The sequence below is a fragment of the Neobacillus oceani genome, assembly GCF_046237595.1.
In the GTDB taxonomy this organism is placed as follows: Bacteria; Bacillota; Bacilli; order Bacillales; family Cytobacillaceae; genus Bacillus_D; species Bacillus_D oceani.
Genome location: NZ_CP143543.1, coordinates 79,435 through 99,423 on the forward strand (window position 1 = coordinate 79,435; position 19,989 = coordinate 99,423).

Here is a 19,989-nt window from a genome sequence, read left to right on the forward strand (position 1 = left end):
GGGGGAAAGAACAATGAGGCTTGATAAGTACCTGAAAGTTTCGAGGATCATTAAGAGAAGGACGCTTGCTAAGGAAGTATCCGACCAGGGAAGGATCCTTGTAAACGGTAACCAGGCGAAGGCAAGCACGACTGTCAAGGTAGGAGACGAGTTGACAATCCGTTTTGGCCAACGAATTGTAACCGCAAGGGTTGACCGGATTCAGGAAACCTCCCGCAAGGATGAAGCGGCTGAAATGTATACAATCCTGAAGGAAGAAAAGGCGCCATCAGGGGAATAAGGCTTGTTCTATTTGAAACCGAAAAAACATAGTATGTACAAAAATAGCATGTACAATGTGATTCGGGGGATGAACAATGAACCAATATTATGATCCAAACGCAACAAACAAAGGGGCGGCGCCTGATCATGATGTCATCATGAGGGGAAGGAAGCTCCTTGATATTACCGGCGTTAAACAGGTGGAAAGCTTCGACAACGAGGAGTTCCTCCTGGAAACGGTCATGGGGTTTTTGTCGATAAAAGGACAGAATCTGCAGATGAAGAACCTCGATGTCGATAAAGGCGTCGTATCCATTAAAGGAAAGGTGTTTGAGCTTGTGTACCTGGATGAGCAGCACGGAGACAAGGCTAAAGGCTTCTTTAGCAAACTATTCCGATGACTCTCACGGTACAGTTTTTAACAATGGCGGCGATGGTTTCGGCGGGGGCGGGATTTGGGGCGATGCTCGATACGTACCAGCGCTTTCTGAACCGCCCGAAGAGAAAAAACTGGATTACTTTTATAAACGATATCCTTTTTTGGGTTGTCCAGGCGCTGATCGTTTTTTACGTTCTTTTCCATGTAAATAAAGGAGAGGTAAGGTTTTATATTTTCATTGCGCTGTTTTGCGGTTTCGCCGCGTACCAAGCCTTGTTAAAAGGTGCCTATCTCTGGCTTCTTGACCGGGTGATCAATGCCGCCGTTGCGGTCGGGGGGATATTGGCAAAAATGGTACGGCTGCTTATTTTCAAGCCAGCCACCGGCCTTGTCCAGCTCGTGCTTGCTCTATTTCTGCTCCTCTTGAAAGCGGTCCTGTCCCTGCTGCGCCTCCTGTTAAGATCCGCCTATTTCCTCGTTCGGATATTGATTTTGTATCCATCGAAAAAAATATTGGCATTTTTGTGGAAAGTTTTGCCGAAAGGGATTAAAAAACCGGCGGAGAAGTTATATAATAGTGGGACAGGAATTCTTTTGAAAATACGTGATGTTTATAAACGGGTGTTCAAGTGGAACAAAAAAGATGAGTAAGGGGGAGAGCCTTTGGAAGCATCGAAGAAACGAAACGTAGCAAGGATTCGGAACAGCTATGCTGAATCTCAATATCATTCGGAAGAAGCGGCTTCCAGGAAACGCAAGGCATTGGTAAGAAGGCTCACTGCATTTGCCTTGCTGGCAGCCCTTTTGATTTATTTTACTGTAACCTCCATTTATTCGCGTGCCGAAGCCTTGGAAAAGAAAAAGGCGGAAAAGGAGAAGCTTGAGCAGAAGCTGGCAAGCCTTGAGCGGGAACGCGAAATCCTGAACGAGGAAATCATCAAGCTAAACGATGATGACTATATCGCAAAACTGGCAAGGAAGGAATACTTCCTTTCCGACAAGGGTGAAATTATTTTCACGATTCCGGAAGGCAATAAGAAGAAGGAAAAATGATGCAGTGCACTCTTGTTGACACTTATTTTAGTACTTAGGTATAATCTATAGTAAGACTGATTTTTTTTATTTTTTTAAGGAGGAAGTTTCTTTTTATGTCAATCGAAGTAGGCAGCAAGTTACAAGGAAAGGTAACAGGGATCACTAATTTCGGAGCGTTCGTCGAGCTGCCGGAAGGTTCAACAGGCTTAGTCCATATCAGTGAGGTCGCTGATAATTACGTAAAGGATATCAATGACCACTTGAAGGTTGGCGATATGGTAGAGGTAAAAGTCATCAATGTCGAAAAGGATGGGAAAATTGGCCTCTCCATAAAAAAAGCCAAGGACCGTCCTGAACCGCAAAGGTCTTACACACCTCGTCCCCGCCAGGGAAGGGCAAATGACCGGAACGCAAGGCCGGAGAATTTTGAATCAAAAATGGCCAAATTCCTGAAGGATAGCGAAGACCGATTATCCTCCCTGAAACGGAACACCGAATCAAAACGTGGTGGTAGAGGGGCCAGAAGAGGCTGACTTGTTGCTGCTTATCAACCGAATATTTATTATACCAGGCAGGCCCGATGGGGTTCTGCCTGTTTTGTTTTTTTAGGAATAGTGCGGAATCGCAGGCATCAAAACCGCCTTTCATGGAGAGCTGCCATTATGGGAAAAACAAAAACGGCTCTCCCGCATGGGGAAAGCCGATAAATGACATAGTAAAAAAAGTATAGCGGCGGAGGGGATCGAACCCCCGACCTTACGGGTATGAACCGTACGCTCTAGCCAGCTGAGCTACACCGCCATTTTTTGAAACACAAGTTATATAATACATAGTTTCAAAAAGACTGTCAATACATTTTTTAAGATACTCTTGTGGCCATCTTGGCAACTTTTGCACAACCGTGGCGGGCGGGGTGAAATGAGTCGAACAATTCCATTGTTGCCGTGCTTGATTTTGACAATCTTTGAATGCCTGTCCATTTATAATGAAGCACAATAATGAGACGACGGGGGAGTGTGTTTTTTTGGAAAGGGCAGAACAAACAGTGATGGACCAAGTAGCAGGATCGGGCATCCGCCCAAAATGGGGTTTTGCGGGAGCTTTCGGAAAACTGCGATCCACGGCGGAAAGGTTAGCTTTGAAAAAGGGATATCTCCTTGTCCTGGTCGGTTTTTTACTTGGCCGGGCATTGATTCTTGCGAAGTTGGCGCCGTTCGGCCTTCCCTTTTTCGCTGCGGTATTTTTTATTAAAAAGGAACGGGCCCCGCTGGCACTTTTCGGACTTGTTGCTGGCGCAGTAACCATTTCCCTTGGGCATGCGGCTTCCACTTTTGCCTTGGTGTTCCTTTTTCTAATAGTCTACAAATCCACCGGCAAATGGGTGGAAAATAGGGCCAGGGCTATCCCTTATTATATCGGTGCAGTGCTGTTTGCCGGAAAACTTGTTGAAAGGTTTATTCAAGCGGGAACCGTCTCTGTTTATGATTCAGCGATGGCCGGCATAGAAGGAATACTGGCCTTCATCCTCTCGTTGATTTTTATGCAAAGCGTTCCCTTGGTCACAGCCAGTAAACGAAAACAGCCTTTGAAAACAGAAGAAATTGTTTCTTTAATCATCCTCCTTGCATCCATTATGACCGGGACAATTGGATGGATAGTCTACGGCCTGTCGATTGAACATGTGATGTCAAGGTATTTGGTCCTCCTGTTTTCCCTAATGGCAGGCGCAGCGGTCGGTTCAACCGTCGGTGTTGTCACGGGCCTCATTTTCAGCCTTGCGAACGTTTCGAGCTTTTCCCATATGAGCCTTCTCGCGTTTTCGGGTGTGCTTGGCGGTTTGCTGAAAGAAGGGAAAAAGGCTGGTGTCTCGCTTGGGCTTCTCGTTGCGACCCTATTGATCGGAATGTATGGGGAAACGGGTGTAAGCCTTCAGATCACAATGATGGAAACCTCGGCCGCAATCCTGCTGTTCTTCCTGACCCCCACCTCATTAACCGCCAGAATCGCCAAATACATACCGGGGACTCCGGAGCATACGGCCGAGCAGCAAAAATATATGAGGAAAATGCGTGATGTGACGGCAAAAAGAGTTGCACAATTTTCAAATGTGTTTGAAGCGCTTTCGAAAAGCTTTTCACATAATGAAGACGACTTCGATGGAGAAGAAAAGGAACTTGATATCTTTTTAAGCAATGTTGCTGAAAAGTCCTGCCAGACGTGTTTTAAAAAAGAGCATTGCTGGACAAGGAACTTTACTACAACGTATGGCTATATGGAGGAAATTATGCTTCAAATGGACCAGTCGAAGGCAACAATACCTCCAAAACTCGCGCGGGAGTGGGAAAAGCTCTGCTCCAGGCCCAAGAAGGTAACGGAAGCGATTCATCAAGAACTAGCTGTATACCAGGCAAATCAAAAATTGAAAAAGCAGGTAAAAGAAAGCAGGAGGCTCGTCGCGGACCAATTGCTTGGCGTTTCTGAAGTGATGGGAGATTTCGCGAAGGAAATCCAGCGCGAGCGTGAAAACCTCCATAAACAGGAAGAACAAATAATGGAGGCGATCCAGGATTTCGGCCTGCAGATTGAACATGTGGAGATTTACAGCCTCGAACCCGGAAATGTCGATATTGATATGACAATCCCTTATTGCAATGGGCATGGGGAGTGCGAGAAGCTCATTGCCCCGATGCTGTCCGACATTCTTGGCGAAACGATCATCGTTAATTCAGAGGAATGCGGTGCCTACCCTCACAGTTCTTGCCAGGCTACATTCCGCTCCGCGAAAACATTCACTGTGGAAACAGGGGTCGCGTATGCCGCCAAAGGAGGCGGATTGGTTTCCGGGGACAGTTTTTCGACGATGGAGCTTGGAAGCGGGAAATACGCTGTTGCGATCAGCGATGGAATGGGGAATGGAGAACGCGCCCAGGACGAAAGCCGTGAAACACTGAAGCTCCTTCAACAAATCCTGCAATCTGGCATCGAGGAAAAGGTTGCCATCAAGTCTGTTAACTCGGTCCTTGCCTTAAGGACAACGGATGAAATATTTTCGACACTCGATCTGGCGGTCATTGATCTTCAAAATGCTTCGGCAAAATTCCTGAAAATCGGTTCCACGCCAAGCTTCATTAAACGTGGGAAAAAAGTGATAAAAATACAGGCAAACAATCTTCCGATGGGAATCGTCCAGGAATTCGATGTCGATGTTGTCAGCGAGCAGCTGAAGGCAGGCGATTTATTAATCATGATGAGCGATGGGGTGTTTGAAGGGCCAAAGCATGTTGGCAACTATGAAATGTGGATGAAACGGAAAATCCATGAACTTGAAACGAATGATCCGCAGGAAGTAGCCGATTTGGTAATGGAAGAGGTCATCCGCTCCAGGTCGAACAAAATTGAAGATGATATGACTGTCGCGGTCGCGAAAATAAAACACAATACTCCAAAATGGGCCTCCATCCCTGTACACGGAATCAAAAAAAAGCGGGCATAAAGGGGCTTGGTATAAATACCCTCCATTCAGTCGAAAATGGTACTATTTAACGAATGGAGGAGATAGGATGAAGACCGGGAAAATAAAGCAGCTTCTTGTGATTACGGACGGCTGTTCAAATCAGGGGGAAGACCCTGCCGCAATGGCGGCGCTTGCGAAAGAGCAGGGGATTACGGTCAATGTCATCGGAGTTATCGATAAGGATACAATTGATGGCCAAGGAATAAGGGAAATCGAAGGGATCGCCATGTCCGGAGGCGGGGTGAGCCAGATAGTCTATTCCGAACAGCTTTCACAAACAGTTCAAATGGTAACCAGGAAAGCCATGACCCAAACGCTGCAAGGGGTAGTAAACCGGGAATTGAGGCAAATTCTCGGAAGTTCGAAATCACTTGAAGATCTACCTCCGGAAAAAAGGGGGGAAGTCCTTGAGGTTGTTGATGAACTTGGGGAGTGTGTAGACCTTGAGGTCATTGTCCTTGTCGATGTAAGCGCGAGCATGAAGCATAAATTGCCGACAGTCAAGGAAGCACTGCTCGACCTCTCTATAAGCCTGAATGCACGTTCGGGAAAAAATCTATTTTCGGTTCTCGTATTTCCCGGGAAAAGAGGAGAAACGGACAGGATTCTGGAGTGGACACCGAGGCTCGAATCGATTAGTACCATCTTTCCGATGCTGGCAGCCGGAGGGATTACTCCGACGGGCCCGGCTATCCGCGAGGCAATCCATCTGTTCAATGAAAAAAGTGCGTTAAGGAGAATTTTATCGGAAAATGATGAATCCTTCCTCGAAGAATCCATGTAGGTTCAGGCCCGGGACTGCTATATCCGGGAAGTGGCATAGAAAAGAATATGTCATTTTGAAAGAATTGGGCAATGGGGCAAACGGCGTCGTGTATCTAGTGAAAAGCGGCAACAGGGAAGCCGCTTTAAAAATCAGCAGCGATAGTATGTCCATTACTTCAGAGGTTAATGTCCTAAAGTCTTTTATGAAGGCCCGGGGCCAAGCCCTTGGGCCATTATTGCTTGATGTCGATGATTGGATTGCTCCGCAAGGGATGTTCAGTTTTTATGTAATGGAATACATAAGAGGGCCAGGGCTTCAGCAATTCCTTTTTCAAAAAGGAAAAGAATGGATACACGTCCTTTTGCTTCAGTTATTGAATGATTTGCACCTGCTTCACCAAAATGGATGGGTGTTTGGCGACTTGAAGCCGGAAAACTTGATTGTTGCAGGTCCGCCCCCAAAAATTCGCTGCATCGACGTAGGCGGAACGACAATGATTGGAAGGGCCATAAAAGAATACACCGAGTTTTATGACCGGGGGTATTGGGGGCTTGGAACTAGGAAAGCGGAGCCGTCCTATGATTTGTTTGCTGTAGCGATGATTATGGTAGCAGCCGCTTACCAGGGGAGCTTCCGAAAAGCAGAGGGAGGAATTGGGCAGCTACTAGGGGCCATCCGAAATAAGGAAGAGCTTATTTTCTATGAGCCGATACTCGCAAATGCGCTCCGGGGGAAATACTCCTCAGCACAGGAAATGAGGGACGCTTTACTAGGATGCATAGCCCCGCCACGGCCTAAGAGCGCAGAAACTGCAAGTGCGCCGAAAGCGGCGGGAAGGCCGTTAAGCAGGCAAACCCCTTTGAAAAGCAAAAAACGCAGTCAGAAAAAAGAAACCTTTTTTGTTATTTCAGTCATGGCGCTTCTTTACTTTGTCTATATTGTTGTACAATTAACCTGACTGTCTTCTTCCCTTCTTCTATAATAAAAATTTGTAAAGAAATCAGGAGAAATGAAACTTTTAGTCGTTTCAATCGTATAAAACAAAGCTGCCGCCTTAGGCGGGAATAATTACTCACTTTAAGGAAGAATGAGCATGCTTGAGGATAAAACAGAGGAGATTTTGAAAAGGAAATCAATATCCCTAGAGGGATCCCGCGTTCTTGTGGGTGTTTCCGGTGGCCCCGACTCCATGGCTTTGCTCCACTATTTGTGGGAAAAAAAGAAGCCTTTGGGGATGGAACTTGCCGCGGCCCATGTGGACCATATGTTCCGGGGGGATGAATCGCTTGATGACGCTTTTTTTGTAAAAGGCTTTTGCGAAGAGCGCGGGATACCGTTCGCGATGGAGAGGGCCGATGTTCCCGAAATAATCAGGCAAACCGGAAAAAACCCACAGGAAGCAGCGCGGGAAGCCCGCTATCGTTTTTTTCAGGGCCAGATGAAGAAACATGGGTATACCTTCCTGGCACTGGCCCACCACGGAGATGACCAGATGGAAACAATCCTGATGAGGCTCACCCGCGGAAGCACTGGCAGGGGCCGGGCTGGCATCCCGTTTATGAGGCCTTTCGAAGGCGGGATAATCATTCGTCCGTTTCTCGGAGCCTCCCGGGAGGATATTATCGATTTTTGCCGGAGGAAAGGTATCGATTTCCGGATTGACCCAAGCAATGAAAAAGATGTCTATAGCAGGAACCGCTTCAGGAAGACAATCCTTCCTTTTTTAAAAAAAGAAAATCCTCTTGTACATGAACATTTTCAACGTTATAGCGAAGAGACGGAAAGCGATGAAGCGTTTTTGGAGGAATTAGCGGCGAGCCGGATGGTTACAGTAATAAAAAGCAGGGAAAGAGGGAAAGTAGTTCTAGATATACTGGCTTTTCTTGGTATGCCAATGCCTTTACAAAGAAGAGGGATTCAACTAATATTAAACTATCTTTATGCAGGAAGGCATGCGTCTTTGGCTGCCGTACATATTGATCAAGTCATTTCCTTGCTGAACCGTCCTCATCCATCCGGAAATCTTGATCTCCCCGGCGGGTTGACTGTCACCCGATCCTACTCCGAGTGTATTTTCCATTTTGGGCGTCATGAAAAGTTGGAATTCAGGATTGAAATGCACGGGCCTGGAAAAGTTGCACTGCCAAATGGAGATGTCATTTCCATTGAACGGGCCAGAAGTGTTGAACAAGGGGCCGGGCAAGGGTGCGCGTATTTGCCTGCATTAGACATATCATTCCCGCTTATTATCCGAACAAAGGAAAATGGTGACAGGATGACGCTGAAGGGAATGGAAGGCACCAGAAAACTGAAAGACATTTTTATTGATAACAAGGTACCGGTTTCCGACAGGAAAACGTGGCCTGTCATAACGGATAGCACTGGCCGGATCGTCTGGCTGCCTGGGCTCAAAAAATCCGCCCTTGATTCAGCCGGAAATCCGGAAGAAGGCTATCTGAAGCTTTTATATATCAAGGAACCAACATCTGGGGGGCACATGTGAATGAGAAATGATATTGAGAAAATCCTGGTCACCGAAGAAGAAATCCAAGAGAAAATCAAGGAACTCGGAGCCCGTCTGACAGAGGATTACCGGGATAAATTTCCACTGGCAATCGGTGTGTTAAAAGGGGCGATGCCTTTTATGGGTGATCTCCTGAAAAAAATGGATTGCTATCTTGAAATGGATTTTATGGACGTTTCCAGCTATGGAAATTCGACGGTCTCTTCCGGTGAAGTGAAAATTTTGAAGGACCTTGATACTTCCGTGGAAGGAAGGGATCTGTTGATTATTGAGGATATCATCGACAGCGGCCTGACACTTAGCTATCTTGTTGAATTATTCCGCTACAGGAAAGCAAATTCCATTAAAATTGTCACTTTACTTGACAAACCGACCGGGAGAAAGGTAGATATAAGCGCGGACTATGTTGGTTTCGAAGTTCCGGATGCCTTTGTTGTCGGCTATGGATTGGACTACATTGAAAGATACCGGAACCTTCCTTATATCGGGGTTTTGAAGCCGGAAGTGTACAACAAGGCTGAATAGGCAAAACTATAGTGAACCAGGCTCATTTCAAGCACTATTGTTGAAGCGGTATCTTCATTATGTTACTATTTTATATACTGTTTTCCACCGTGGGAGGAGGTAAGGGATGAATCGGATTTTCCGCAACACCATCTTTTATTTATTGATATTTTTAGTCATTATTGGCGTAGTCAGTTTCTTTAATGGAAACAATGAGCCAACAGATAATATATCGTATGACGAATTTATTTCGCATCTAGAAAAGAGAGAAATAAAATCGGTTACGCTGCAGCCTGAGCGGGGCGTATATGAAGTCCGCGGCCAGCTTGAAAATGCCGACAAGGACAAGTTTTTCCTGACATATGTCCCGAATAGCGAACGGATGCTGAGCCGGATTGATGAGGCGGTTCCAGATATGAAGATTGAGACAATGCCTGCAAAAGAAACAAGCGGCTGGGTCACCTTCTTTACATCCATCATTCCGTTTGTGATCATTTTCATCCTATTCTTCTTCCTGCTTAACCAGGCGCAGGGCGGCGGAAGCCGTGTCATGAACTTTGGAAAAAGCAAGGCAAGACTTTATAACGATGAAAAGAAAAAAGTCCGTTTCAAGGATGTCGCTGGAGCGGATGAAGAAAAGCAGGAACTCGTAGAAGTAGTTGAATTCTTGAAGGATCCACGCAAATTCTCTGAGCTTGGCGCGCGGATTCCAAAAGGTGTCCTGCTTGTCGGCCCTCCGGGAACTGGTAAAACGTTGCTTGCCCGGGCGGTAGCCGGGGAAGCAGGTGTACCGTTTTTCTCAATTAGCGGATCCGATTTCGTTGAAATGTTCGTTGGGGTGGGTGCATCCCGTGTACGTGATTTATTTGAAACCGCAAAAAAAAATGCCCCATGTATCATCTTTATCGATGAGATTGATGCGGTGGGACGCCAGCGTGGCGCAGGCCTTGGCGGCGGCCATGATGAACGTGAGCAAACCCTGAACCAGTTGCTTGTTGAAATGGATGGCTTTGGAGCCAATGAAGGAATTATTATCGTAGCCGCAACGAACCGCCCTGATATCCTCGATCCGGCGCTTCTCCGTCCGGGGCGTTTTGACCGCCAGATTACGGTTGACCGTCCGGATGTGAAGGGCAGGGAAGCGGTCCTTAAGGTCCATGCACGCAACAAGCCGCTTGCTGAGTCGGTCAATCTTAAAGCGATAGCGATGCGGACTCCGGGCTTTTCCGGCGCCGATCTGGAGAACCTATTGAATGAGGCGGCGCTTGTCGCAGCCCGCTCGAATAAAAAGAAAATCGAAATGACGGATATTGACGAAGCAACCGACCGCGTTATTGCGGGACCAGCCAAAAAAAGCCGTGTTATTTCCGAAAAGGAACGCAGGATTGTCGCTTTCCACGAAGCTGGCCATACAGTAATTGGCGTCATGCTCGATGAAGCTGAAATGGTCCACAAGGTAACGATTGTCCCACGCGGGCAGGCTGGCGGATATGCAGTCATGCTTCCAAAGGAAGACCGTTATTTCATGACAAAGCCGGAACTGCTTGATAAGATCACTGGCTTGCTTGGCGGCCGGGTTGCGGAAGAAATTGTGTTCGGGGAAGTTAGTACCGGGGCGCACAATGACTTCCAAAGGGCGACAGGAATCGCAAGGAAAATGGTTACCGAATTCGGTATGAGCGACAAGCTTGGACCGCTTCAGTTCGGCCAGCCTCAGGGCGGCCAGGTGTTCCTTGGACGCGACCTGCACAGTGAACAAAACTATTCCGACAAGATCGCTTATGAGATTGATACAGAGATCCAAAACTTCATTAAGCAGTCGTATGAACGTGCGAAGACAATTCTCACGGAAAACCGTGACAAGCTCGACCTGATTGCCAATACGCTGCTTGAAGTGGAAACACTCGATGCGGAAGACATCAAGCACCTGGTCGACCACGGAAGGCTTCCGGACGGAAAAGTTCCCGCAAACTCTACTCCCGCCGAAATCAAGAACACACTTGATGATGTGATTATCAACATCTCCGGCAAAAAGGAAGAGGAAAGCAATTCGGGGACTCCAAAAACAAATCTGCTCAAGCCTGAAGAAAATCAGGTTGAGGATAATAAATAAGTCATATTAAGGGCACCGCCTATCAGCGCGGTGCCCTTCTTAATTTACAAGGTTGAGCCAGCCGGGAATAATTTTATGCAGAATGTGGCTCTTTGCCTTTTCTTTCCCGAAACGGTTTGTGATATGATGTTTTCAGTAAACTTGCAACCTTGGGCGACGGGGGCAATCCCGGCAATATTGGGGGCTTTCGGTCCTGGTTACATTCCATGGAGTGGTGAGTCAATTGATTTTCGTATTTGATGTTGGAAATACAAATATCGTTTTAGGGGTATATAAAGGGGAGGAACTCCTCCACCATTGGCGGATTGAAACGAACCGAAACAGGTCTGAAGACGAATATGGAATGCTGATTAAATCCCTATTTGACCATTCCGGCTTATCTTTTGGCGATATTGAAGGAATTATTATTTCCTCCGTTGTTCCTCCGATTATGTTTTCGCTTGAAAGGATGTGTACGAAGTACTTTAAACTAAAACCATTGATTGTTGGCCCTGGCATGAAGACGGGCCTTGACATAAAATATGAAAATCCGAGGGAAGTAGGAGCCGACAGGATCGTGAATGCGGTCGCGGCGATCCACGAATACGGGAGTCCGCTAATTATCGTCGATTTCGGTACAGCAACGACCTATTGCTATGTAAACGAGCAGAAGCAATATATGGGGGGGGCGATTGCACCCGGGGTCGGCATTTCGACAGAAGCGCTTTATTCACGGGCGGCAAAACTCCCGCGGATTGAAATAGCCAGGCCGGAAGGAATCATCGGCAAAAACACGGTTGCAGCGATGCAAGCGGGTATAGTGTACGGGTACGTCGGACAGGTCGAAGGGATCGTCAAGCGGATGATTGCCAACAGCTCCAAAGTTCCGACCGTCATTGCAACGGGCGGCCTATCCAATCTCATTGCCGAGGAATCGAAAATCATTGACATTGTCGATCCGTTTTTGACTTTAAAAGGGCTTCACTTAATCTATAAGCGGAACATGGATACACTAAACAAGCATGATTCATAAAATCGTCTCGGGTCGGTAAGCGGGCGGCGGCGGGATTCTATCAGTGGGACTTGAAAGTTGGCAGAGGCTAACTCCACGAAAAAGGACAACGAGAAAGGAGCGGAAAGATGAGTGACTATCTAGTAAAAGTACTTGCCTATGACGGGCAAATCAGGGCATATGCCGTAAGAAGCACGGAAGCTGTGGCTGAAGCGCAACGGAGGCATTATACATGGCCCACAGCTTCGGCTGCACTTGGCCGGGCAATGACAGCCGGCTTAATGATGGGTGCCATGCTAAAGGGCGAAGACAAATTGACGATTAAAATAGAGGGTGGAGGCCCTATCGGGAATATATTGGTCGACAGCAATGCGAAAGGGTCTGTAAGAGGCTATGTAAGCAATCCGCAAACCCATTTCGACTTGAATGAACAAGGCAAGCTAGATGTCCGGCGGGCGGTAGGGACAGACGGCACTCTTACGGTTGTAAAGGACCTAGGGCTGAGGGACTTCTTCAGCGGGTCGGTCCCTCTCGTATCAGGGGAGCTGGGAGAGGATTTTACTTACTACTTTGCGTCTTCTGAACAGGTTCCATCCTCTGTTGGCGTTGGTGTCCTTGTGAACCCGGACAACAGCATTTTGGCGGCGGGCGGATTTATTTTTCAGCTCATGCCAGGAACCGGCGATGAAACAATTTCCCGGATTGAGGAAAGGCTTAAGACGATTACCCCTATTTCAAAAATGATCCAGCAAGGCCTTACGCCTGAAGAAATACTCGAGGAGTTGTTTGGAAAGGACGAGCTGGCGATCCTCGAAAAGATGCCAGTCCGTTTTGAATGCACGTGCTCAAAGGAACGATTCGCGGATGCAATTGTGTCCCTTGGCAAGTCGGAAATTACGGACATGATAGAAGAGGATGGGATGGCCGAAGCCCACTGCCATTTTTGCAATGAAAAATACCATTTTTCTAAAGAAGAGCTTGAGGCGCTAAATAAAGAAGCGAAGTAAGGCTTGTATCCGGGAGAGGGAAAATGAAAACAAGGGAATTGTGGTTGGTGATTGCCGCGCTGGTTGTCCTGAATGCGTTGACCATCTTTTACTTTCTGTCCAAATCGGAAACAGCTTCCGGTTTTCTTAAGGATGGGGAAACGGTCGCGACTGTAGGAAAGGACAGCATTTCGAGAGAAGAATGGCTGAACGAGATGGAAGCGCGTTACGGTAAAGATACACTCAGGGATCTGATTGACAGGAAAGTCATCAGCCAGATGGCCAAGAAATATAATATCACCGTGCCAAAGGCAGATGTGGAAAGAGAGCTAAGGATGTTCCAAACTGCATTTGGAGGCTCGTCTTCAATGAAGAGCGAGGATTTGGAGAAATGGAAAAAGCAAATCGAGCTTTCGCTATTGCTGGAGGAAATTTTAACAAAGGATGCGGTTGTATCCGAAGCCGAAATAAAAGGCTATTATGATAAAAACAAAAGCCTTTATAATGTACCGGCCGCTTACCACCTATCCCACATTGTGATGAAAACAAAGGAAGAGGCGGAACAGGCCATTAAGGAGCTAGAAGGCGGTTCCGGCTTCGAAACGCTGGCAAGGGAAAGGTCCGTGGATGAATTTACAGCCACGGAAGGTGGAGATATTGGCTTTATCCAGGAGGGTGATGAACGCTTCCCCCCTGAGTATATCGTAACCGCCCAAAAGCTTGAGGACGGCAAATGGAGCAAACCGATTAAAATCAACGAGGGTTATGCGATTATAAAGCTTCACGAGAAAATAGCGGAAAAAAAATACTCCTTCAAAGAAGTGAAAGATGAAATCCGCAGGCAAATTGCCCTTGCCCAGCTCGGAACCCCTCCGTCCGCGGCTGCCCTATGGGAGGAAGCGGGAGTGAAATGGTTTTTTGAAAAATAGAACGGACAGCCAGAACCCGATTCCCGTTTTTAAAAATATATTCTTCAAGATTGGGAAAGGCTTTGCATACATTGGCTATGCAAAGCTTTTTTTCGTTTTTTGGAAGTGGAGTTGGGGAAACTAAAATATTGACAGTTTCCAGGTAAATTGCTACATTCTATATAAAACCAATAAAAATACTCGGATTAAGGAGTGGGACGAATGGCACGTATCGCGAACTCGATTGCCGACCTCGTGGGCAATACCCCGATAGTCAAACTGAACCGGATTGTTGGGGAAGACAGCGCAGAAATATATTTGAAGCTGGAATACATGAATCCAGGAAGCAGTGTAAAGGACCGAATTGCCTTGGCAATGATTGAAGCCGCCGAAGAAAAAGGCGAATTAAGGGCTGGCGATACGATCATCGAACCAACGAGTGGAAATACAGGCATTGGCCTGGCAATGATTGCTGCCGCTAAAGGCTATAAGACTATTCTGGTAATGCCAGAAACAATGAGCATGGAGCGCCGCAACCTCCTCCGCGCCTATGGGGCGGAACTCGTCTTGACTCCAGGACCGGAAGGCATGGGCGGGGCAATCCGCAAGGCTGAAGAGCTGGCAAAGGAAAACGGTTATTTCATGCCACAACAATTCAAGAACGAGGCGAACCCCGAAGTGCACAGGAGAACAACCGGAAAAGAAATAGTCGAGCAAATGGGCAGCCAGCTGGATGGGTTTATTTCAGGGATTGGAACCGGCGGTACGGTTACGGGCGCCGGCGAGGTGCTTCGCGAGGCTTACCCTGGCATTAAAATCTATGCGGTAGAGCCGGCTGATTCACCTGTCCTATCGGGCGGAAAACCAGGCCCGCATAAAATCCAGGGAATTGGTGCGGGGTTTGTGCCGGATATTTTGGATACAAACATTTATGATGAAATTATTCAGGTTGAAAACGAGCAGGCGTTTGAGTATGCCCGCCGCGCGGCAAAGGAAGAAGGGATTCTAGGCGGAATTTCTTCCGGCGCAGCCATTTATGCGGCACTAAAGGTTGCTAAAGAACTTGGAAAAGGCAAAAAAGTCCTGGCGATCATTCCGAGCAATGGCGAGCGTTACCTGAGCACTCCTCTTTTCCAGTTTGAAGCATAAGACAATTTGTTTATAAGCATGGGCCCAATTTGCGGCTCATGCTTTTTTCATTGGCTTACTTCTTGTATGATGTAGAAGACATGGGAAAATGGGAGTGGATTACTTTGGGGAAAAACGTCCATATAAAAAAAATCAACTTGTCCGCGGATAAGTTTTTTCAGAAATATAAACAAATTTCCAAAGAAACCGGACATCACGTCCTGCTGGAAAGCGGCCGGGGCGGACGTTACAGCATTGCGGCCTTTCACCCTTACGCAATCGCGAGGTCCAATGGCTGGAACCGCCTTGAAATCATTGAAGAGGGAAAGCCTATGGCTGTGGTGGAAGGAAACCCGCTTCACGGGTTGAAAAATTACATGGCCGAAACCAAAATTAAAGGCGAGTCCCCGCTGCCACTTTCCACTGGGGGGGCCATTGGATACATAAGCTATGACTATGCAAGGTATGTTGAAACACTTCCGAATATGGCAAAGGATGAGCTTCTCGTACCTGACTTGTATTTCCTGCTTCATAACGAGTGGTTTGTCCTTGATTTGCATGAAAACACCTTGAGCATGTGCTTCCTTTATGACTGGGAAGACACTGAAGGCCTCAAGGAGCGTGTCCGGGAATGGGAGAGAAGGTGGAACCAAGCAGACGGTGTTTCAAGTAAACTGCCAGAAACCGTGCCCGTTCAGGAAAGGGAAGTTTCCATAGGAGAGACCGATTTTATGGCAGCGGTTGAAAGGGTGAGGGAATACATCGCGCAAGGAGATGTGTTTCAGGTAAACCTATCCGTCAGACAGACGAAGCCAATCGGCATTCCGGCGCTCCAGGTTTATGAAAAACTGCGGCAAGTCAATCCATCCCCGTATATGGGCTATTTCCATACTCCTGAATTCCAGCTCGTAAGCGGTTCTCCGGAACTTCTAGTCAAAAAACAAGGGGACGAAATCAGTACTCGGCCCATCGCGGGGACAAGGTCCCGAGGCCGGGACGAAGAAGAGGACCAGCTTCTTGTGAATGAATTGATCGGAAGCGAAAAAGAACGCGCGGAGCATGTGATGCTCGTTGACCTTGAACGAAATGACCTCGGCAGGGTCAGCGCTTATGGAACTGTAGAAGTCAATGAGTTCATGGTTATTGAAAAATATTCACATGTTATGCACCTTGTTTCGAATGTTCGGGGCCGAATTTCCAGTGATAAGGACAGCTTCGACTTAATTGATGCCGTATTCCCGGGAGGCACCATTACTGGAGCGCCAAAGGTAAGGACAATGGAGATTATTGAAGAACTTGAACCGTCGAGGCGGGGCCCGTATACGGGATCACTTGGATGGATTGGCTTTAATGGAGACTTGGAACTGAACATCATGATTCGAACGATGCTTGTAAAAGATGGACAAGCCCATGTCCAGGCAGGTGCCGGCATCGTCATTGATTCTAACCCGAAATACGAATATAAAGAGTCTTTGAAAAAAGCCAGGGCGCTTTGGAAGGCCAAAGAGCTTGCGGAAACAGGTGATAGCCAATGATTTATATGATTGATAACTATGATTCCTTTACATTCAATCTTGTTCAATATTTGGGCGAGCTGGGGGAAGAGCTGGTTGTAAAAAGGAATGATGAAGTTACATTGGAGGATATCGAACGGGCCAACCCGTCCATCCTGATGATTTCACCGGGCCCTTGCAGCCCGAATGAGGCCGGAATCAGCCTCGAGGCAATTTCCTATTTTGCCGGCAAGGTTCCCATCTTTGGGGTTTGCCTAGGGCATCAAGCGATTGCCCAGGTGTTTGGCGGAAACGTCGTCCGGGCGGAAAGGCTAATGCATGGAAAAACCTCGCCCATCCACCATGATGGGAAGACGATATTCAAAGGAATTCCCAGGCCATTTGAGGCAACCCGCTACCATTCCCTAATCGTTAAAAGGGAAACGTTTCCCGAATGCCTTGAGGTCTCAGGTTGGACGGAAGAAGGAGAAATCATGGCGCTCCGCCACAAAACGATGGCGATAGAAGGAGTCCAATTCCATCCTGAATCGATCATGACAGGCCCGGGGAAACAGCTGCTCGCCAATTTCGTCGCTGTACACTCCCGAAAAGCAGGTAACTAGACATGTATATTTGGCAGAACGGCAAGCTTGTTAATAAGGATGAGGCTGCAATCAGCCCCTTCGACCATGGCTTTCTTTATGGGGCGGGGCTTTTCGAAACCTTCAGGGTCTACGGGGGCCATTGCTTTTTGTTGGATGACCATTTAGAAAGGCTGAATGCGGGACTCGATCTACTTGAGATTGGAAAAAAGGTAACCCGCGAAGAAGCGGAGGGAGCTGTCAAATTGCTCCTGGAGGCAAATGGCTATATGGATGCCTATATCCGTTTTAATGTATCGGCCGGGACCGGGGAAATCGGCCTTCGTTCGGAACCCTATGATTCTCCGGAAGTGCTTGTTTTTTCCAAGCCGCTCCCTCCGGCTGCCCAGCTGCAGGAAAAGGGCGGAAAAATTTTGTCTCTCAACAGGAATACGCCCGAGGGGCTCAAACGGCTAAAATCCCATCATTATTTGAACAATCTACTCGCCTGGCGGGAAATACGCCACTCTCCCGGGGTTGAAGGAATATTCCTGACAAGGGAAGGCTATGTTGCCGAAGGGATTGTCTCAAATGTATTTTGGGCCAAACAAGGTATCCTCTATACTCCATCGGTAGACACGGGAATCCTAAATGGGATTACCCGTCAGTTTGTGATGGATTTGGCGAAAAAATCGGGCATAGAAGTCCGCCAAGGCCTTTACCTTCTTCAGGATCTTTATGAGGCGGACGAAGTATTTTTCACGAACTCAATCCAGGAAATCGTTGCCTGCCCGAGAATTGGAGATGCTAATTTCGAAGGTTTGAATGGGAAACTGGCTGGCTTTTTACACGGGAGGTATGCTGAAGGCCGGAGTTCGTTTTACAGTAGAAGTGAAATAAGATCGGAGGACTTTATATGAACAACAAAAGTGGAAAAATCATCTGTGGAAACCATGTCCTTGATTACGAAAAAAAGACAATTGTAATGGGAATATTGAATGTGACCCCGGATTCATTCTCTGACGGCGGAAAATTCAACGCTGCGGACCGCGCGGTTGCCCGTGCCCGTGAAATGATCAAACACGGGGCTGACATTATCGACATTGGAGGCGAATCAACCCGTCCTGGGCACGAACCTGTTTCCCTTGAAGAAGAACTAGACAGGGTCATCCCGATTATCGAACTCCTCTCAAAGGAAATTGATGTCCCGATTTCGGTAGATACGTACAAAGCGGAGGTTGCGAGGCAGTCACTAAAGGCAGGCGCCCATATCATTAATGATATTTGGGGAGCCAAGGCTGAGCCGGATATCGCGAAAGCAGCTGCCGAGTTCAATGCGCCAATCATTCTTATGCACAACCGTGACAACCGAGACTATGAATTTTTCACCCGTGATGTGTTTTGGGATCTATATGAAAGTATCCGAATTGCGAAAGAAGCTGGGGTAAAGGATTCACAGATTATTCTTGATCCGGGGATTGGTTTTGCCAAGGACTTCAAGGAAAACATTGAAATGATGCAGAACCTTGACACGCTTGTGGCATTGGGATATCCTGTCCTGCTTGGAACATCACGCAAAAGATTTATCGGTACGGTCCTTGATCTCCCGCCTGAAGACAGGATGGAAGGAACGGGGGCAACCGTTTGCTATGGAATCCAGAAGGGTTGCCAGATGATCCGCATCCATGATGTAAAAGAAATGGCAAGGATGGCAAAAATGATGGATGCTTTAATGGGGAAGGGGAATGCGGATGGATAAGATTTACGTAAATAAAATGGAATTTTACGGGTATCATGGCGTTTTTCCTGAAGAAACGAAATTGGGGCAGCGATTTATCGTAGATCTTTCGGTCGGCCTCGATTTAGCAACGGCCGGTAAGACGGATGACCTTGGAGCATCTGTTAACTATGCCGATCTGTACCAGGTCTCCAAGGAAGTTGTCGAAGGCAAGCCATATAAATTGATAGAAGCGGTTGCCGAAACAATCGCTTCAAGAATTCTTGACGAATTTTCGCTAGTTGAAGAAACTACCGTCAAGGTCATTAAGCCCGATCCTCCTATACGCGGACATTATGAGTCGGTTGCGGCCGAAATTACGAGGAGAAGATAATGTTTGATAATCAGGCGTTTCTTTCACTAGGTTCAAATATCGGCGATCGCCTGCAAAACCTCAAGGAAGCTGTCCGCCTGCTGGATAGCCACCCTTCCATAAAAGTGGTAAAATGCTCCTCCATTTATGAAACGGATCCGGTCGGCTATGAGGGCCAGGACCTATTTTTAAACATGGTGATTGAACTAACGACCGCATTGTCCCCTTCAGATTTGCTGGATGCATGCCTAAAGGCTGAGTTTTCTCTTGGGAGAAAAAGGGAAATCAGGTGGGGACCACGTACAATAGACCTTGACATTCTCCTTTACAACCAAGAAAATATTGAAACAGAGAAGCTTTTTATTCCCCATCCCCGGATGGCGGAACGTGCATTTGTGCTTGTGCCTCTGTATGAAGTTGCTGGAAATATTCATCTTCCAGGCAAAAGCGAACCTCTTGAAGCGTTAGTGGATCGTTTGCCTGATAAAAAAGGAGTACGGATATGGAAGCGGATAAATGGGGAAGGCGGATTCGGGCTTTCAGAAAGTTGAAAGGATATACCCAGGACAGTTTTTCGAAAGAGCTTGGAGTGTCGGTCTCCGTACTAGGTGAGATAGAGAGAGGCAACCGGATGCCGCCTCCTGATTTAATAAGGAGAGCCTCGCAAATTTTGCACATAAGCATAGAAGATTTGGCTCCGCCCGAGGAGTAAACAT

At 47.3% G+C, this 19,989-nt stretch carries 22 protein-coding genes and 1 tRNA gene; 22 read left to right on the forward strand and 1 reads right to left on the reverse strand.

Annotation, left to right across the window (positions count from 1 at the left end; genetic code table 11):
* Positions 1 to 13: 13 nt before the first annotated feature.
* From V1499_RS00395 to V1499_RS00415, 5 genes are all read left to right on the forward strand, one after another.
* Positions 14 to 280: an RNA-binding S4 domain-containing protein gene (locus V1499_RS00395; RefSeq protein ID WP_316572800.1), complete on the forward strand. Its 267-nt coding sequence runs from the start codon at positions 14 to 16 to the stop codon at positions 278 to 280.
* Between the two features lie 76 nt (positions 281 to 356).
* Complete coding sequence (gene yabP / locus V1499_RS00400) at positions 357 to 662, forward strand: sporulation protein YabP (protein ID WP_316572801.1); 306 nt, start codon at positions 357 to 359, stop codon at positions 660 to 662.
* Positions 659 to 1,291, forward strand: coding sequence for a spore cortex biosynthesis protein YabQ (gene yabQ / locus V1499_RS00405; protein WP_409272976.1), 633 nt, complete (start codon positions 659 to 661; stop codon positions 1,289 to 1,291). Before yabP ends, yabQ begins: the two co-directional genes overlap by 4 nt.
* Positions 1,292 to 1,303: 12 nt before the next feature.
* Positions 1,304 to 1,693, forward strand: a complete 390-nt coding sequence (locus V1499_RS00410; RefSeq protein WP_409272978.1) for an FtsB family cell division protein — start codon at positions 1,304 to 1,306, stop codon at positions 1,691 to 1,693.
* Positions 1,694 to 1,788: 95 nt separating this feature from the next.
* Positions 1,789 to 2,208, forward strand: a complete 420-nt coding sequence (locus tag V1499_RS00415) for a S1 domain-containing RNA-binding protein (protein ID WP_053368687.1) — start codon at positions 1,789 to 1,791, stop codon at positions 2,206 to 2,208.
* Positions 2,209 to 2,402: 194 nt separating this feature from the next.
* On the opposite strand, the gene V1499_RS00420 is transcribed toward V1499_RS00415, so the two are convergent.
* Positions 2,403 to 2,476: transfer RNA gene (locus V1499_RS00420), tRNA-Met, on the reverse strand.
* A gap of 223 nt (positions 2,477 to 2,699) precedes the next feature.
* Here V1499_RS00420 and spoIIE point away from each other — a divergent pair.
* The 17 genes from spoIIE to V1499_RS00505 all read left to right on the forward strand — a co-directional run bounded on the left by spoIIE (position 2,700) and on the right by V1499_RS00505 (position 19,985).
* A complete protein-coding gene (gene spoIIE / locus V1499_RS00425) occupies positions 2,700 to 5,168 on the forward strand; it encodes a stage II sporulation protein E (protein ID WP_409272980.1) in 2,469 nt (822 codons plus the stop codon).
* Between the two features lie 67 nt (positions 5,169 to 5,235).
* Positions 5,236 to 5,973, forward strand: coding sequence for a VWA domain-containing protein (locus V1499_RS00430; RefSeq protein ID WP_409272982.1), 738 nt, complete (start codon positions 5,236 to 5,238; stop codon positions 5,971 to 5,973).
* A complete protein-coding gene (locus V1499_RS00435) occupies positions 5,942 to 6,913 on the forward strand; it encodes a protein kinase domain-containing protein (protein ID WP_409272983.1) in 972 nt (323 codons plus the stop codon). Before V1499_RS00430 ends, V1499_RS00435 begins: the two co-directional genes overlap by 32 nt.
* Positions 6,914 to 7,048: 135 nt before the next feature.
* Positions 7,049 to 8,458, forward strand: a complete 1,410-nt coding sequence (gene tilS / locus V1499_RS00440) for a tRNA lysidine(34) synthetase TilS (protein ID WP_409272985.1) — start codon at positions 7,049 to 7,051, stop codon at positions 8,456 to 8,458.
* The gene (hpt, locus tag V1499_RS00445; protein WP_409272987.1) at positions 8,459 to 9,004 is read left to right on the forward strand and encodes a hypoxanthine phosphoribosyltransferase; all 546 of its coding nucleotides are present in this window, start codon (positions 8,459 to 8,461) and stop codon (positions 9,002 to 9,004) included. It begins immediately after the preceding gene.
* A 106-nt stretch (positions 9,005 to 9,110) separates the two neighbouring features.
* A complete protein-coding gene (gene ftsH, locus V1499_RS00450) occupies positions 9,111 to 11,096 on the forward strand; it encodes an ATP-dependent zinc metalloprotease FtsH (protein WP_409272989.1) in 1,986 nt (661 codons plus the stop codon).
* Positions 11,097 to 11,319: 223 nt separating this feature from the next.
* The gene (locus tag V1499_RS00455; RefSeq protein ID WP_409272990.1) at positions 11,320 to 12,108 is read left to right on the forward strand and encodes a type III pantothenate kinase; all 789 of its coding nucleotides are present in this window, start codon (positions 11,320 to 11,322) and stop codon (positions 12,106 to 12,108) included.
* A gap of 107 nt (positions 12,109 to 12,215) precedes the next feature.
* Entirely contained in the window at positions 12,216 to 13,094 is an 879-nt protein-coding gene (gene hslO, locus V1499_RS00460) for an Hsp33 family molecular chaperone HslO (protein WP_409272992.1), read from the forward strand.
* A gap of 23 nt (positions 13,095 to 13,117) precedes the next feature.
* Positions 13,118 to 14,002: a peptidyl-prolyl cis-trans isomerase gene (locus tag V1499_RS00465; protein ID WP_409272993.1), complete on the forward strand. Its 885-nt coding sequence runs from the start codon at positions 13,118 to 13,120 to the stop codon at positions 14,000 to 14,002.
* 201 nt (positions 14,003 to 14,203) lie between these two features.
* Positions 14,204 to 15,130, forward strand: a complete 927-nt coding sequence (gene cysK, locus V1499_RS00470; protein ID WP_409272995.1) for a cysteine synthase A — start codon at positions 14,204 to 14,206, stop codon at positions 15,128 to 15,130.
* An 80-nt stretch (positions 15,131 to 15,210) separates the two neighbouring features.
* On the forward strand, positions 15,211 to 16,644 hold the full coding sequence (locus tag V1499_RS00475; protein WP_409272996.1) for an anthranilate synthase component I family protein: 1,434 nt from the start codon (positions 15,211 to 15,213) through the stop codon (positions 16,642 to 16,644).
* Positions 16,641 to 17,225: an aminodeoxychorismate/anthranilate synthase component II gene (gene pabA, locus V1499_RS00480; protein WP_409272998.1), complete on the forward strand. Its 585-nt coding sequence runs from the start codon at positions 16,641 to 16,643 to the stop codon at positions 17,223 to 17,225. The genes V1499_RS00475 and pabA overlap by 4 nt, the downstream gene beginning before the upstream one ends.
* Before the next feature lie 2 nt (positions 17,226 to 17,227).
* Entirely contained in the window at positions 17,228 to 18,103 is an 876-nt protein-coding gene (gene pabC, locus V1499_RS00485) for an aminodeoxychorismate lyase (RefSeq protein ID WP_409273000.1), read from the forward strand.
* Positions 18,100 to 18,942: a dihydropteroate synthase gene (gene folP / locus V1499_RS00490; protein ID WP_409273002.1), complete on the forward strand. Its 843-nt coding sequence runs from the start codon at positions 18,100 to 18,102 to the stop codon at positions 18,940 to 18,942. The genes pabC and folP overlap by 4 nt, the downstream gene beginning before the upstream one ends.
* Positions 18,935 to 19,294 carry a dihydroneopterin aldolase gene (gene folB, locus V1499_RS00495; RefSeq protein ID WP_409273003.1) on the forward strand — a complete coding sequence of 120 codons (360 nt, stop codon included), beginning with the start codon at positions 18,935 to 18,937 and terminating at the stop codon, positions 19,292 to 19,294. The genes folP and folB overlap by 8 nt, the downstream gene beginning before the upstream one ends.
* Positions 19,294 to 19,824 (forward strand): 2-amino-4-hydroxy-6-hydroxymethyldihydropteridine diphosphokinase, encoded by a 531-nt coding sequence (gene folK / locus V1499_RS00500; RefSeq protein ID WP_409273005.1) that lies wholly within the window; start codon positions 19,294 to 19,296, stop codon positions 19,822 to 19,824. Before folB ends, folK begins: the two co-directional genes overlap by 1 nt.
* On the forward strand, positions 19,776 to 19,985 hold the full coding sequence (locus V1499_RS00505; RefSeq protein WP_409273007.1) for a helix-turn-helix domain-containing protein: 210 nt from the start codon (positions 19,776 to 19,778) through the stop codon (positions 19,983 to 19,985). The genes folK and V1499_RS00505 overlap by 49 nt, the downstream gene beginning before the upstream one ends.
* Positions 19,986 to 19,989: the final 4 nt, after the last annotated feature.

Bases quoted from the DNA above. Each gene is read 5' to 3' on its own strand.
- yabQ (WP_409272976.1), top strand. From the start codon at position 659: ATGACTCTCACGGTACAGTTTTTAACAATGGCGGCGATGGTTTCGGCG.
- V1499_RS00395 (WP_316572800.1), top strand. From the start codon at position 14: ATGAGGCTTGATAAGTACCTGAAAGTTTCGAGGATCATTAAGAGAAGG.
- hslO (WP_409272992.1), top strand. From the start codon at position 12,216: ATGAGTGACTATCTAGTAAAAGTACTTGCCTATGACGGGCAAATCAGG.
- folK (WP_409273005.1), top strand. From the start codon at position 19,294: ATGTTTGATAATCAGGCGTTTCTTTCACTAGGTTCAAATATCGGCGAT.
- V1499_RS00505 (WP_409273007.1), top strand. From the start codon at position 19,776: ATGGAAGCGGATAAATGGGGAAGGCGGATTCGGGCTTTCAGAAAGTTG.
- pabC (WP_409273000.1), top strand. From the start codon at position 17,228: ATGTATATTTGGCAGAACGGCAAGCTTGTTAATAAGGATGAGGCTGCA.
- V1499_RS00415 (WP_053368687.1), top strand. From the start codon at position 1,789: ATGTCAATCGAAGTAGGCAGCAAGTTACAAGGAAAGGTAACAGGGATC.
- ftsH (WP_409272989.1), top strand. From the start codon at position 9,111: ATGAATCGGATTTTCCGCAACACCATCTTTTATTTATTGATATTTTTA.
- hpt (WP_409272987.1), top strand. From the start codon at position 8,459: ATGAGAAATGATATTGAGAAAATCCTGGTCACCGAAGAAGAAATCCAA.
- folB (WP_409273003.1), top strand. From the start codon at position 18,935: ATGGATAAGATTTACGTAAATAAAATGGAATTTTACGGGTATCATGGC.
- cysK (WP_409272995.1), top strand. From the start codon at position 14,204: ATGGCACGTATCGCGAACTCGATTGCCGACCTCGTGGGCAATACCCCG.
- V1499_RS00435 (WP_409272983.1), top strand. From the start codon at position 5,942: ATGATGAATCCTTCCTCGAAGAATCCATGTAGGTTCAGGCCCGGGACT.
- yabP (WP_316572801.1), top strand. From the start codon at position 357: ATGAACCAATATTATGATCCAAACGCAACAAACAAAGGGGCGGCGCCT.
- V1499_RS00475 (WP_409272996.1), top strand. From the start codon at position 15,211: ATGGGAAAATGGGAGTGGATTACTTTGGGGAAAAACGTCCATATAAAA.
- V1499_RS00465 (WP_409272993.1), top strand. From the start codon at position 13,118: ATGAAAACAAGGGAATTGTGGTTGGTGATTGCCGCGCTGGTTGTCCTG.
- pabA (WP_409272998.1), top strand. From the start codon at position 16,641: ATGATTTATATGATTGATAACTATGATTCCTTTACATTCAATCTTGTT.
- V1499_RS00430 (WP_409272982.1), top strand. From the start codon at position 5,236: ATGAAGACCGGGAAAATAAAGCAGCTTCTTGTGATTACGGACGGCTGT.
- folP (WP_409273002.1), top strand. From the start codon at position 18,100: ATGAACAACAAAAGTGGAAAAATCATCTGTGGAAACCATGTCCTTGAT.
- tilS (WP_409272985.1), top strand. From the start codon at position 7,049: ATGCTTGAGGATAAAACAGAGGAGATTTTGAAAAGGAAATCAATATCC.